At 67.4% G+C, this 15,089-nt stretch carries 8 protein-coding genes; 6 read left to right on the top strand and 2 right to left on the bottom strand.

Features of this window, described 5'->3' with window-relative positions; genetic code table 11:
* The first annotated feature begins 157 nt into the window (after positions 1–157).
* The 5 genes from P5705_RS11320 to P5705_RS11340 all read left to right on the top strand — a co-directional run bounded on the left by P5705_RS11320 (position 158) and on the right by P5705_RS11340 (position 11,634).
* The gene (locus tag P5705_RS11320) at positions 158–652 is read left to right on the top strand and encodes a GNAT family N-acetyltransferase (RefSeq protein ID WP_277460944.1); all 495 of its coding nucleotides are present in this window, start codon (positions 158–160) and stop codon (positions 650–652) included.
* A 12-nt stretch (positions 653–664) separates the two neighbouring features.
* Positions 665–973 (top strand): DUF6916 family protein, encoded by a 309-nt coding sequence (locus P5705_RS11325; RefSeq protein WP_277460945.1) that lies wholly within the window; start codon positions 665–667, stop codon positions 971–973.
* Between the two features lie 75 nt (positions 974–1,048).
* Positions 1,049–1,639, top strand: a complete 591-nt coding sequence (locus tag P5705_RS11330; RefSeq protein ID WP_277460946.1) for a phage tail protein — start codon at positions 1,049–1,051, stop codon at positions 1,637–1,639.
* 138 nt (positions 1,640–1,777) lie between these two features.
* The gene (locus tag P5705_RS11335) at positions 1,778–10,075 is read left to right on the top strand and encodes an Ig-like domain-containing protein (protein ID WP_277460947.1); all 8,298 of its coding nucleotides are present in this window, start codon (positions 1,778–1,780) and stop codon (positions 10,073–10,075) included.
* A gap of 62 nt (positions 10,076–10,137) precedes the next feature.
* On the top strand, positions 10,138–11,634 hold the full coding sequence (locus P5705_RS11340) for a TolC family protein (RefSeq protein WP_277460948.1): 1,497 nt from the start codon (positions 10,138–10,140) through the stop codon (positions 11,632–11,634).
* 136 nt (positions 11,635–11,770) lie between these two features.
* On the opposite strand, the gene cysC is transcribed toward P5705_RS11340, so the two are convergent.
* Entirely contained in the window at positions 11,771–12,313 is a 543-nt protein-coding gene (gene cysC, locus P5705_RS11345) for an adenylyl-sulfate kinase (protein ID WP_277460949.1), read from the bottom strand.
* A 385-nt stretch (positions 12,314–12,698) separates the two neighbouring features.
* The gene (locus P5705_RS11350; RefSeq protein WP_277460950.1) at positions 12,699–13,568 is read right to left on the bottom strand and encodes a LysR family transcriptional regulator; all 870 of its coding nucleotides are present in this window, start codon (positions 13,566–13,568) and stop codon (positions 12,699–12,701) included.
* A gap of 201 nt (positions 13,569–13,769) precedes the next feature.
* Between P5705_RS11350 and P5705_RS11355 the strand changes: the two genes are divergently transcribed.
* Positions 13,770–15,089: MFS transporter (locus P5705_RS11355; protein ID WP_277460952.1), on the top strand; the 1,320-nt coding region annotated here is incomplete at its 3' end.

Raw genomic sequence — 15,089 nt, forward strand, 5'->3', positions numbered from 1 at the left:
CTCGAACGGGTGTTTGAGAAAAAAGTTGCAAAGACCCTGTTTGGGTAGTGGCTATTTGCCTTGCTCTTCGGCTACGCTGCTGCAGATTGTGTAGGACAATTCACTTGGATGTGCGCCCCTCACCATGGGGTAACCTTACGCAGGGAAGCCATACCCGATGTCCATCCCCGAGGTGAACCTCCGTCCCATCGTGGACGCCGACCGCCCGTTCCTGCGCACACTCTATGGCACCACCCGTGCCGCCGAAATGGCCCTGCTGCCGTGGCCCCAGGCCGCCATCGATGCGTTCCTCGACCAGCAGTTCCAAGCCCAGCACGATTATTACCAAGCCCAGTTCACCGGCGCCGACTTCTTCGTCATCGAAGTGGCGGGCGAGCCCATTGGCCGCGCCTACCTGCACTTGGCCGACAGCCACGTGCAGTTCATCGACATGGCCCTGTTGCCCGCCTGGTGCGGGCGTGGCATCGGCAGCCGGTTGCTCGAGCAGTGGCTGGCGCAAGCCGATGCCGACGGGCTCAGCGCCGGCCTGCACGTCACCCCTCACAACCCGGCCGTGCAGCTCTACCAGCGCCTCGGGTTCGAGGTGGTCGGCGAAACCGGCCTCTCTCTGAAGATGCGCCGAGCGGCGCTCACCACCGCCATTCGAGCCTGAAGGATCAGCCCCATGCATGCCATGCCGACGTTCGACGAACTGCAACAGGCCACCGGCAGCCACTTCCAGCTGTGGGTCAGCGACGAGCAGGCGCTCGAGGCGCAATTGCTGGCGGTGAACGAGGGCCAGGCCATGTCGCCACGCCACCAGCGTTTTGCGGCGGAGTTCGCCCTGCCGAGCGGCAGCGCCCTGCCACAAGCGGTGTTCCGCCTGTCGCCGCCGGGCAAGGAGGGGTGGCTGCTGCTGATGACTCCGGTGGGCCCCGACCCCGAGGGGCGGCCGGTGCTGGAGGCGATTTTCCACGTCGAACGGCCACTCTGAAGGGGCCTGCCACGCGATTCTGTTTCAGTGGGCCATGGGGCCCGCCTTTGCAGCGTTGTCATAGGAGAGCAACAAATGAGTGAGCCGTTCCTGGGTCAAATCACATTGTTCGCAGGCAACTTCGCACCTCGGGGCTGGGCCCTGTGCAATGGGCAGATTCTGCCCATCCAGCAAAACACGGCGTTGTTCGCGATCCTGGGCACCACCTACGGAGGTAATGGCCAGAGCACCTTCGGCTTGCCTGACTTGCGTGGCCGTGCCCCGGTCCATACGGGTCAGGGGACGGGGACGACTAATATCGCGCTGGGCGAGGTGGGAGGGACGACAACGACCACCCTGACGCTGTCGAACATGGTGCCGCAGACCTTGAACATCCCCGCCGCAACGGTGCCGGTCGCCATCCCGGCCACCACCGGCACCGCCGAGCTGGATACGCCTTCGACCAGTGCGCTGCTGGCCAAGTCGGTCGACACCACAGGCTCGGGGCCGGAGATCAAGATCTACACCTCCACGGCCACCAACACCACGCTCAGGCCCTTCAACATCACGGTTCCGGGTAGCACGGTGCAGACCACGGGGAGCAACCTGCCGTTCACCAACCAGAGCCCTTACCTGGGCATCAACTTCATCATCGCGCTCGAAGGGGTCTTCCCGTCCCGTAACTGAGGCCGGACAAGCAGCAGGCAGGACTGCGGGGCGCACATCGGCGCCCCGTCGTCCGTTCAGGATTTCCCAACACGGACAGGCCGTCCTCATTCGCAAGGATGGCAAGCACAACCAGCCCCAGGGCTGAGCGAGGGCATCATGGCATTCTGGAAACGCGGCAAGGACACCCACACACCCAACGTTTCCACGAGCCGCCCGAGCCTGATCCAGGCCCTGGAGCCGCGCATGATGTTCGACGCCTCGGTGGGCGTGGTCGCCGACCAGGGCGCCCAGGCGGTCGAGGCCGCCGCGGCCGCCAGCGTGGCCAAGGACACCAGCGCCGCCAGCGACGCGGCCGGCAGCCGCGACAGCGCCACCCACGAGGCGGCACCGGCCACCGCGCCGGCCACGGCGGCCTCGGGCAACCACGAAGTGGTGTTCGTCGATTCCGCCGTCAGCGACTACCAGAAGCTCATCGCCGGCCTGCCCGCCGGGGTCGAGGTGGTGGTGCTGGAAAACGGCAAGGACGGGTTCAAGCAGATCGCCGACTACCTCAACGGCCGCAGTGACGTCACCTCGGTCGACATCATCAGCCACGGCGACAAGGGTTATGTCTACCTGGCCGGCAACGCCATCTGGGCCAACCAGCTGGCCAGCCATGGCGCGGACCTCGCGCGCATCGGCGCGAGCCTGGCGCCGGGCGGCGACATCCGCTTCTTCGCCTGCAACACCGGCGCTGGCAGCGACGGCCAGCTGTTCGTCAACGAAGTGGCGCGGCTCAGCGGTGCCGATGTGGGCGCCTCGTCCGATTCCACCGGCAACCGCGCCGGCGAGGACTGGGCGCTGGAGACCGTCTCCGGCGTGGTGGCCAGCGGCGTGGGCGTGCAGCGCGGCGACCTGTCGGCGTTCAGCACCTCGCTGGCGACCATCACCGTGACCAGCAAGAACGCTTCGCTCATCGTTGATGGCGATGGCGGGGTGACCCTGGCCGAAGCCATCCAGGCCGCGAACACCGACACCTCGGTGGACGGCTCTGCCGCAGGCAGCGGCAGTGACATCATCGTGTTCCACCAGGACCTGAAGGGCGAGACCATCCGCTGGACGTCGGCCACGGCGCTGGCGGTGACCAGCAACATCACCATCAACGGCGATGTCGACGGCGATGGCGATGGCGACATCATCCTGAGCGGCGACGCCAACGAAAACGGCCTGCGCGATGCCCTCGAAGCCTCGGGCCTGCAAAGCAACGGCGGTGGCGTGCTGACCGTGCGCAACCTGGATTTCCGTCACTTCTCCAGCAACATCGCCGGCGGCGCGATCCGTGCGGCCGGCGGCTCCATCACCGTCGAGGACTCCAACTTCGAAAGCAACGCCGGCACGGTGATCAACTCGGCGACCACGGTGGGGTCCACGGTGGTGGTGCGCAACACCACGATCCACGACAACAGCGCCAGCATCATCGGCGGCAGCGCCATGTCGACCCTGGTGCGCCTGGGCGGCGCCAACAACCATGTGCTGGAAAACGTCGCCATCTACAACAACACCGGCACCTATGGCGCCACCGGCACGGTGGCGGCCGGCTCGATCATCGTGCTGAGCAACAGCGGCGGCACGGTGCGCATCACCAACAGCACCGTGGCCAACAACGTGTTCCTCAACACCAGCACTGGCAGCATCACCTCGGGCGGCCTTGGCTGGGCCAGCGGCCAGGCCGGCACGGTGACGGTGCAGAACAGCATCCTCACCGGCAACACCGTCAACGGCACGAGCCTCGACGCCGCCACCAACGGTGGTGTCGGCGGCGGCTACACCAGCACCACCAACCTGATCGGCACCTCGGTCAACTTCGTCAACACCGCCACCGGCGACTACCGCCTGGCCAGCACCGCCAGCAACGCCATCGACCAGGGCACCCTCGCCGGCGCGCCACTCACCGACCTGCGCGGCTTCGACCGGCCCCGTGGCGGCGGCGTCGATATCGGCGCCTACGAGGTGCTGTACTCGGCGCCCCCGGTGGTCGACCTGGACACTGGCAGCGGCGGCAACGACAGCACGGTCAACTTCACCGGCAGCCCGGTGGCCATCGTGCCGAACATCAGCCTCAGCCAGACCGACGGCGACACCCAGGTCAGCGGCGCGACCCTCACCCTCGGTGGCGTGCTCGACGGCGGCAACGAAACCCTGTCGCTCAGCGCTGGGCAGATCGCCACGGCGGCCAGCTATGGCATCACCATCAGCGGCTCCGGCACCACGGTGCTGTCGCTCAGTGGCGTGGCCACCCTGGCCCAGTACCGCTCGATCCTCGCCGTGGTGGCCTACGGCAACAGCACCGGGGCCTACACCAGCGGCACCCGCAGCGTGACGGTCAGCGTCAACGACGACATGGGCAGCACCACCCGCACCGCTTCGGTGGTGGTCCAGCCGCCCAATGCCGCGCCGGTGATCGCCAACCTCAACGGCGACAGCCAGACCTTCAGCCAAGGCGCTGGCGCCGTGCTGCTCGACAGCGGCAGCAATGCCACGGTCAGCGACAGCGACTCGGCCGACTTCGCCGGCGGCAACCTGACCGTGGCGGTCAGCGCCAACGGCGTCGCCAGCGAAGATGTGCTGGGCATCCGCCACCAGGGCAATGGCGCCGGGCAGATCGGCGTCAGCGGCAACACGGTGAGCTACGGCGGCGTGGCCATTGGTACCTACACCGGGGGCACGGGCGGCGCCAACCTGGTGTTGACGTTCAACGGCAGCGCCACGGCCGCGGCGGTCCAGGCCGTGGTGCGCAACCTCACCTACGACAACAGCAATGCCGCCAACAGCATCGGCCAGGCCACCCGCACCCTGTCGGTCACGGTCAACGACGGCGATGGCGGCACCTCGAGCGCGGCGTCGGTGTCGGTGGCCATCCACGAGACCGTCCCACCCACCGCCACCATCACCCTCAGTGACTCGGCGCTGAAAGTGGGCGAGACCGCGACGGTGACGATCACCTTCAGCGAGGTGGTGAGCGGCTTCACCAACGCCGACCTGACCGTGGCCAACGGCACCCTGAGCGCAGTGTCCAGCAGCGATGGCGGCAAGACCTGGACCGCCACCTTCACCCCGACCAACAACCTCACCAACGCCAGCAACGTGATCACCCTGAACAACGCGGGCGTCACCGACCTGGCCGGCAACGCTGGCGCCGGCACCACCAGCTCGGCCAACTACAGCATCGACACGGTGCGCCCGACGGCGACCATCGTGGTCGCCGACAGCAACCTGGCCGTCGGCGAAACCTCGCTGGTGACCATCACCTTCAGCGAGGCGGTGACCGGTTTCACCAACGCCGACCTGAGCGTGGCCAACGGCAGCCTGAGCGCAGTGTCCAGCAGCGACGGCGGCATCACCTGGACGGCCACCTTCACCCCCACCGGCAACATCACCGACAGCAGCAACCTGGTCACCCTGGACAACACCGGCGTGACCGACCTGGCCGGCAACGCCGGCACCGGCACCACCAACTCGAATAATTACGCCATCGACACCCAGCGCCCGACCGCGACCATCGTGGTGGCCGACAGCAACCTGAGGATCGGTGAGACGTCGCAGGTGACCATCACCTTCAGCGAAGCGGTGACCGGTTTCACCAATGCCGACCTGACCGTGGCCAACGGCACCTTGAGCGCCGTCTCCAGCAGCGATGGCGGCATCACCTGGACGGCGACCTTCACCCCGACCAGCGCCATCACCGACGCGACCAACGTCATCACCCTGGACAACACCGGGGTGACCGACGCCGCCGGCAACGCAGGTTCCGGCAGCACCAACTCGAACAACTACGCCATCGACACCGTGCGCCCGACCGCGACCATCGTGGTGGCCAACAGCAGCCTGGCCATCGGCCAGACATCGCTGGTGACCGTGACCTTCAGCGAGGCGGTGATCGGCTTTACCAATGCCGACCTGACCATCGCCAACGGCACCTTGAGCGCGGTGTCCAGCAGTGACGGCGGGATCACCTGGACGGCGACCTTCACACCCTCGAGCAACATCACCGACACCAGCAACCTGATCACCCTCGACAACACCGGCGTGACCGACCTGGCCGGCAACGCCGGCAGCGGCACCACCGACTCGAACAACTACGCCATCGACACCCTGCGCCCGACCGCGACCATCGTGCTGGCCGACAGCACCCTGACCGTGGGCGAGACCACCACGGTGACCATCACCTTCAGCGAAGCGGTGAGCGGCTTCACCCTGGCTGACCTGACGGCGCCGAACGGTGCCCTGAGCGGGCTGAGCAGCAGCGACGGCGGCATCACCTGGACGGCCACCTTCACCCCGACGATCAACGTGCAGGACGCCACCAACGTCATCACCCTGAGCAACACCGGGGTGGCCGACCTGGCCGGCAACGCCGGCGCCGGCACCACCAACTCCGCCAACTACACGATCAACACCCTGCAGCCCACGGCGACGGTGGTGGTGAGCAACCCGGCCCTGCGCGTGGGCGACACCAGCCTGGTGACCTTCACCTTCAGCGAGGCGGTGAGCGGCTTCACCAATGCCGACCTGACCGTCGCCAACGGCACCTTGAGCGCGGTGTCCAGCAGTGACGGCGGCATCACCTGGACCGCCACCTTCACCCCGACCGGCAACCTCACCGACAGCAGCAACCTGATCACCCTCGACAACAGCGGCGTGGTCGGCGTGAGCAGTGGCAATGCCGGCTCCGGCACCACCAGCTCGAACAACTACGCCATCGACACCCAGCGCCCGACCGCGACCATCGTGGTGGCCGACAGCAACCTGGCCATCGGTCAGACGTCATTGGTGACCATCACCTTCAGCGAAGCCGTGACCGGCTTCACCAACGCCGACCTGACGATCGCCAATGGCACCCTGAGCGCGGTGAGCAGCAGCGACGGCGGCATCACCTGGACCGCGACCCTGACCCCGGCCGCCGGCATCACCGACACCACCAACCTGATCACCCTCGACAACAGCGGCGTGACGGACATCGCGGGCAATGCCGGCACCGGCAGCACCGATTCGAACAACTACGCCGTCGACAGCCAGCGCCCGACCGCGTCTATCGTGATCGCCGACCCCAACCTGAGCGTGGGCGAGACCACCCTGGTGACCTTCACCTTCAGCGAGGCGGTGACCGGTTTCAGCAACGCCGACCTGACGGTGGCCAATGGCACCCTGAGCACGGTGAGCAGCAGCGACGGCGGTATCACCTGGACCGCGACCCTCACCCCGACCGCCGGGGTGCGGGACCTCAGCAACCTGATCACCCTGAACAACACCGGTATCAGCGACCTGGCCGGCAATGCCGGCGTCGGCACCACCTCGTCGGCCAACTACACGGTCGACACCGTCGCCCCCACGGCCACCCTCGTGGTTGCCGACACGGCCTTGCGGGCCGGCGAAACGTCACTGGTGACCATCACCTTCAGCGAAGCCGTGACCGGTTTCACCAACGCCGACCTGACCGTGGCCAACGGCACCCTGAGCGCGGTAAGCAGCAGCGACGGCGGCATCACCTGGACCGCGATCTTCACCCCGACCAGCAACATCACCGACAGCAGCAACCTGATCACCCTCGACAACAGCGGCGTGGTCAGTGCGAGCAGCGGCAACGCCGGCGTCGGCACCACCGACTCGAACAACTACGCCATCGACACCCAGCGCCCGACCGCCACCATCGTGGTGGCCGACAGCAGCCTGGCGGTGGGCGAGACGTCGCTGGTGACCATCACCTTCAGCGAGGCGGTGACCGGCTTCACCAGCGCCGACCTGACCGTGGCCAATGGCACCTTGAGCGGGCTGAGCAGCAGCGATGGGGGCGTGACCTGGACTGCGACCCTGACCCCGACCGCGGGCATCACCGACAGCAGCAACCTGATCACCCTGGACAACACTGGCGTGGTCGATGCCGCCGGCAATGCCGGTACCGGCAGCACCGACTCCAACAACTACGCCATCGACAGCCAGCGCCCGACCGCCACCCTGGTGATGGCCGACAGCGCCCTGACTGCGGGTGAAACCACGACGGTGACCATCACCTTCAGCGAAGCGGTGAGCGGTTTCAGCAACGCCGACCTGACGGTGGCCAATGGCACCCTGAGCGCGGTGACCAGCAGCGACGGCGGCATCACCTGGACCGCCACCTTCACCCCGAGCAGCGGTGTGCGGAATGCCAGCAACCTGATCGTCCTGAACAACACCGGCGTCGCCGACCTTGCCGGCAACGCCGGGGCTGGCACCACCGCATCGGCCAACTACACGATCGACACTGTGGTCCCCACGGCCACCGTCGTGGTCGCCGATACCGCCTTGCGGGCTGGCCAGTCGAGCCTGGTGACCATCACCTTCAGCGAAGCCGTGAGCGGCTTCACCCTCGCCGACCTGAGCGTGGCCAATGGCACCTTGAGCGGGCTGGGCAGCACGGATGGCGGCATCACCTGGACCGCGACCCTGACACCGAATGGCAATGTCGAGGACACCAGCAACCTGATCACCCTGGACAACACCGGCGTGGTCGGCGCGGCCTCCGGCAACGCCGGGGTGGGCAGCACCGATTCCAACAACTACGCCATCGACAGCCGCGTGCCCAGCGTGACCAGTGTCGGTGGCCCGGTGGGTGTCTCGTACAACGCCGGCGACACCCTGGTGTTCGTGGTCAATGCCAGCGAAGCGGTGCAAGTGGCCGGTTCGCCGCGCCTGGCCCTGGACATTGGCGGGCACACGGTGTTCGCCGACCTGGTGGCCGGGGCGGGCACCACCACCCTGGTGTTCCAGTACACCGTCCAGCCTGGCGACAACGACAGCGACGGCATTACCGTCACCGGGCTCAGCGCCAACGGCGCGACCCTGACCGACGCCGCCGGCAACGCCATGGACCTGACCCTCAACGGCGTCGCCGACACCCACCAGGTGCTGGTCGACACCCAGGCGCCGACGGCGGTCGGCATCGTCACCCTCGACCCGTCGCCGAGCAACGCCCAGAGCGTGCGCTTCACGGTGACCTTCAGCGAGCGGGTCAACGGTGTCGACCTGAGCGATTTCAGCCTGGCCACCAGTGGCTCGGCCAGCGGCACCTTGACCGGCCTGCAAGCGCTGGGCAATGGCGTGTACGTGGTCACCGTCGGCGGCGTCAGCGGCACCGGCACCCTGGGGCTGAACCTGAACGCCAGCGCCACGGGCATCACCGACGTCGCCGGCAATGCCCTGGTCGGCGGCCTTGCCGGCGCCGTGTACAGCATCGACCGCGATGCGCCCACGGTGGGCAGCGTCAGCGTGCCGGTGGGCGTGCCCTACAACACCGGCGATGTGCTCACCTTCGTGGTCAACACCAGCGAAGCCGTGGTGGTCGACGGCGTGCCGCGCCTGGCCCTGGATGTCGGCGGGCGCACCGTGTACGCCGATTTCGTGGCCGGCTCCGGCACCCCGACGCTGGTGTTCCAGTACCAGATCCAGGCCGGCGACAACGACAGTGACGGTATCCAGGTGCTGGGCCTGTCGGCCAACGGCGCGACCCTGCGCGACGCCGCCGGCAATGCCCTGGCGCCAGGGCTGAACAATGTCGGCGACACCCGCGGCGTGACCGTCGACGGCACCCCGCCGACGGTGGCCTCGATCGTCGCCAACCCCTCGCCGACGCCTGGCAGCCAGTCGTTCACCGTGACCTTCAGCGAGAACGTCAACGGCGTCGACCTCAACGACTTCCAGTTGGTGAGCAATGGCAACGCCACCGGCACCTTGCAGTCGCTGACGCGCCTCGACGGCCGCACCTGGCAGGTCAGCGTCAGCGGCGTGGCCGGTGCCGGCAGCCTGGCCCTGGCGCTCAAGGCCAGTGGTACCGGCATCACCGACAGCGCCGGCAATGCCCTGGTCGGGGGCTTCGCCGGGCAAGGCGTGGCCTTGCAGTCCAACGACGGCGACCCACAGTTCCGCGCCTACCCACCGGCGCAACCTGGGCAGGTCAGCACAGGCACGCCGGTGCTGGTGGTGCCGGTGCCGGTGCCGGTGACGGCGCCCTACCAGTCGCCGTTGCTGCCACAGCCGCTGTTCGAGGTACCCAGCGCGGGCGCTGGCTTACCGGCGTTGGGCAATATTTTCATCAAGGATGGCGCGCTGGCGCCCAGCTACCTGGCCCAGGTGTTCGCCGGGCAACAGGGCGGCATTGGCATCGGCAATGGTTCGGGGGCCGGTTTCCTGGGCTTCGGTGGCGGCGACGGCAACGTATTCGGTGGCAGCAGCCTGGCTAATATTTTCGACAAGACGCTGCCGGATGACGGCGGCCAGTACGAGCTGAGCGGTGGCAAGCCATTCAGCGGGGCAGACAAGGGTTTGAGTGGGGCACCGACCCTGGGGCAACAGTTGCAGGCCTTCCGGGAGGGGGAACAGCGCCAGGCCAGGCAACTGGCCCAGGCGCTGGGGCAAGTCGAGGTACCCGCGCCGCAGGCATGAACCCGCGGACGCGAGCAAACCATTAGAAGAAAGGCAGTGCCGTACCAAGGGGGCGGACAGGGATGATCAAAGCATCGAGGATTTTCGCGGTAAGCATGCTGGCGCTGGCAGTGACGGGGTGCGCGGTCAAGACCCAGCCCATCGACCGCAGTGTCAGCGAACAGCGGGCAAAGGCGGACCTGGCCAACATGTTCAAGGGCCAGGAGGCGCTGCAAGGCCCGCTGACCCTGCACCAGGCCATGGCCCGGGCGGTGAAGTACAACCTGGAGGCGCGCCTGAAGGTCATGGAGGAAGCCCTGGCCCAGCGCCAGGTCGACCTGGCCACCTTCGACATGCTGCCCCGCATGGCGCTGTCGGCCGGTTACGCCGGGCGCAGCAACGTCAGCGCCGCGAGCAGCCGCAGCGTGCTGACCAACACCCAGTCCCTGGAACCCTCGACCTCCCAGGACCGCGACCGCGACGTCGCCGACCTGACCATGGTGTGGAACGTGCTCGACTTCGGTGTCAGCTACGTCAGCGCCAAGCAGCAGGGCGACCAGCGCCTGATCGTCCAGGAACGCCGGCGCAAGGTGGTGCAGACCATCATCCAGGACGTGCGCTCGGCCTACTGGCGCGCGGTGGCCGCCGAACGCCTGCTCAAGCAGATCGACACCCTGATGGCCCGGGTCGAGCAGGCCCGCGACAACAGCCAGCGCCTGGGCGACCAGCGCATCGGCGACCCGATCCAGGCGCTCAGCTACCAGCGCGCGCTGATCGAAGCCACCCGCCAGTTGGAAGAACAACGCCGCGCCCTGTCCCTGGCCAAGACCGAGCTGGGCGCGCTGATCAACCTGCCGCCCGGCACCGAACTGACCCTGGCCGCCACCGACGACTACAGCGTGCCCGAGCTCAAGGTCGGGCTGGAGACCCTGGAGCAGCACGCCCTGGCCACCCGCCCCGAGCTGCGCGAGCAGGACTACCAGGCACGCATCAGCGCCGCCGAAGTGCGCAAGTCGATGCTGCGCATGCTGCCGGGCCTCGAGTTCTCGGCGGGCGGGCACTACGACAGCAACAGCTTCCTGATCAACCAGCACTGGGCCGACTACGGCGTGAAGGTGACCTGGAACCTGTTCAACGTGCTCTCGGGCCCGGCCTCCATCGACGTGGCCAAGGCTGGCGAGCAAGTGGTCGAGGCGCGCCGCCAGGCCATGTCCATGGCCATCCTGGCCCAGCTGTACGTGGCCAACGCCAACTACAACGAAGCCCGCCGCCAGTTCGCCACCAGCCAGCAACTGGTGGCGCTGGACGAACAGATCGTCGAGCAGTTGCGCAACCGCCACCAGGCGCAAGGCATCGGTGAGCTGGAGCTGATCCAGGGCGAACTGAACGCCCTGCAGGCCGACCTGCGCCGCGACCTGGCCTACGCCGAGCTGCGCAACAGCTACGGCCAGGTGTTCGCCAGCGCCGGCCTCGACCCGCTGCCGCAAACCCTCCCATCCAACGAGCTGAGCGACATCGCCCAGGCCCTGGGCAACAACGAAGCGCGCTGGCAACGCGGCGACATCACCCCCGGCTCCTGAACCGAAAAGGCGAACCCACACAAACCCCTGTAGGAGCGGCTTCAGCCGCGATCACCCGCGAAGCGGGTGCCGGACACCGCGTTGTTTGCATCGCGGCTGAAGCCGCTCCTACAGGCCCCCCCAGCCTAAATCCCCATCACCTGACAACGCCCAACACATACTCCAGCAACTGCCCCACCGCCACCGGCAACGCCACCCGCCCGGTCTCCACCACCAGCTCCGGCCCATGCGGCACCTCATACGGCGCATCGATCCCGGTAAACCCTGGCAACTCCCCCGCCCGCGCCCGCCGATACAACCCCTTGGGATCACGTGCTTCGCAAACGGCCAGGTCCGCCTTCACATGCACCTCATGAAACCCCGCCCCACAGGCCCGCCGCGCGGCGGCGCGGCCCTCGCGGTACGGCGAGATCAACGCTGCGATACAGATCAGCCCGGCATCGGCGAACAGCGCCGCCACCTCGCCCGTGCGGCGGATGTTTTCGTGACGGTCTTGTGGAGAAAAGCCCAGGTCGGCGTTCAGGCCCGTGCGCAACACATCGCCATCGAGCACATAGCAGGCATGCCCCAGCTCGGTGAGCTGCCTGGCCAGCCCCTCGGCCAATGATGATTTACCCGCGCCGGAAAGCCCGGTAAGCCAGATGACCGCGCCACGTCGCTCGCTTCCTGCGTTGTGCACCTTGGGAACCTCCGAAGGGGAGAGGGCTTGAGTGTAGTGCGCTTGCTGGGCGGGAAACAGTCGGTGGGCTCGGGGTGTTCGTCGGGAGAGTTGCAGCGCTTATGAGATCGAGCGCTGCCCGCGCGGCGCATCGCGGATGAATCCGCTCCTACATCGATTGCAACGTGGCCATGCCTGACAGGCCATGGTTGTTCGCCTTGTTTGTACGTCGCGATTTTTCGGCTGGCGCGACCGCCCCGCCAGGCTCAAACCATGCGCCAAGGCTGACAACCATGGCCTCACAGATGCGGCACGTTGCAACGAATGTAGGAGCGGATTCATCCGCGATGCGCCGCGCGGGCGGCGCTCGATCTAAAGAGCGCTGCAAAGCTATCGCCCTACGACTTCATTCCCCCCGACGCACACCCTCTATGTAACGCATCACCGCCGGCGACTTCTCAAAGCGCCGATGCACCAGGCTCAGCCACGAGCTCGCCTGGCTGTCGGCGACAGGCCGGTAATTGACCTGCGGCAAGCTGATCCGCTGCACCACCGACGCCGGCACCACCGCCACGCCCTGGCCCAGCGACACCAGCGTAAGCACCGCCACCAGGCTGCCCGGCTGCGGTCCCAGGCGCGGCGCAAAGCCACCCAGCTGGGCGATCGCCAGTGTGCCGGAGATCTGCTCCGGCAGGATGAAGGTTTCGTCAGCCAGGCGCGCGGCGTGAATCGTCTTCAGCTCGTTGAGCCGCGAGCCGGCCGGCAGCGCCAGCACGAAGCCTTCCTCGTGAAGGGCGATGGCCGCCAGGGCGTCCGGCAGCTCCATGGGCGAGCGCAGGTAGGCGAGGTCGAGCTGACCATCTTCGACCAGGGCCGGCAACGCAAGCATCGGCACTTCACGAATGTTCAGGCACACCTCGGGGTAGCCCTCGACGAACTGGCTCACCTGCTGTTGCAGGATGCCCGAGTAGGCCGCGGAGGCCACATAGCCCAGCTCGATCCGCCCACTCTCACCCCGCCCGGCACGCCGCGCCCCCAGCTGCGCGGCATCGAACTGCCGCACCGCGTGCTCGGCCTCCACACGCAAAGCCTCCCCAGCCGCAGTCAGTTGCACCTCACGCTGGCTGCGCTGGAACAGCAGCACTCCCAGCTCGGCCTCCATGTCCTGGATCTGCCGGGTCAACGTCGGCGGGGCGATCCCCAATTGTTCGGCGGCACGGGTGAAATGGCCGTGGTGAGCCACGGCGAGAAAGTAGCGAAAGTGACGGATCTCCATGGGGCCTCGTTAGCCTGCGGCTAATGATGCCGAACGCCCTGGCTAACAAGCCCGACGCCCGGCAGCGGTATGGTGAGGACAACACTACAAGGCTGGCGTCGTGACCGCAAAGCCGCTTCTACACAACCCCTGTAGGAGCCGGCTTGCCGGCGAAAGGCATCACACCGCCCACGCAGACCAGCCCTCCAGCGGAGCCTTGCCATGTCCACCCCCAGCGCCTCGGCGCGTTTCACCCTGTTCACCGCTTCGGCCGTGTGCGCCCTGATCATCCTCGACACCAACATCGTCGCCGTCAGCCTGCCGAGCATCGCCCGCGACCTGTCCGGCTCGTTCGCCGACATCGAATGGGTGGTCAGCGCCTACCTGCTGGCCTTCGCCGCCTGCCTGCTGCCTGCCGGCAGCATCGCCGACCGCTTCGGCCGCCGCCGCATGCTGCTGCTCGGCCTGGCCCTGTTCGGCGCCGCCTCGCTGGCCTGCGGCGCCGCGCCGGACTTGCTATTCCTCAACCTCGCCCGCGCGGCGAAAGGCGTCGGTGCAGCGCTGCTGCTCACCGCCGCCCTGGCCGCCATCGGGCATCGCTTCCACGAGCCCGAGGAACGCTTGCGTGCCTGGGCCTTCTGGGGCGCCTGCATGGGCGCGACCATCACCTTTGCGCCGCTGCTCGGCGGCCTGATCGCCAGCACGCTCGGGTGGCGTTGGATCTTCTACATCAACCTGCCGCTGGTGGCCGTGCTGGCGCTGATGGTGCTGCGTAGCGTGGAAGAGTCCCGCGACACCGCTGCCGCCCGGCTCGATCCCTTCGGCAGCCTTACCTTTGCCGGCAGCCTGGGTTACCTGATCTGGGCGCTGATCGATGCCAACCGCGTTGGGTGGGACAGCGCGCCTACCCTTGGACGACTGGTGATCGCGGCGTTCCTGTTCGGGGTGTTCGTGATGGTCGAGCGCAGCCAGGCGCGCCCGATGATCGACCTGGCGCTGATGCGCAGCGGGCGGTTCATTGGGGCCTTGCTGGGGATGTTTGCCTATGCCGCGTGTGCGCAGGTGATGATGACCTTGTTGCCGCTGTACCTGCAGAACGGCTTGCAGCTTTCGGCGCTGGCGGCGGGGGCGGGGATGTTGCCGTTTGCGCTGGCGATGTTGCTGACACCGCGGGTGGGGATGCGCTTGGCCAGGCGGTTGAGTGCGGCGCAGGTGTTTGCGTTGGGGTTGGTGTTGGTGGGGGTGGGGAACCTGGCTTGTGCCTGGGCGGTTGGTCACGGTGGGTATGGTGCCTTTGCCCTGGCCAGCCTGGTGCTTGGCGCGGGGGCAGGGCTGCTTAATGGGGATACGCAGAAGAACATCATGGCGTGTGTGCCGCGCGAGCGGACGGGGATGGCTTCGGGGTTGAGTACTACCACGCGGTTTACGGCGATTGTGTTGGCGATTGGGGTGCTTGGGGGGATTTTGGCGGGGCGCAGTGCGCAATTGCTGCGTGAGGCGATGGTTGGGGTGGCGCCTGAGGCGTTGGGGAAGGTGGGGGAG

Source organism: Pseudomonas entomophila (assembly GCF_029478665.1).
Taxonomy (GTDB): domain Bacteria; phylum Pseudomonadota; class Gammaproteobacteria; order Pseudomonadales; family Pseudomonadaceae; genus Aquipseudomonas; species Aquipseudomonas entomophila_F.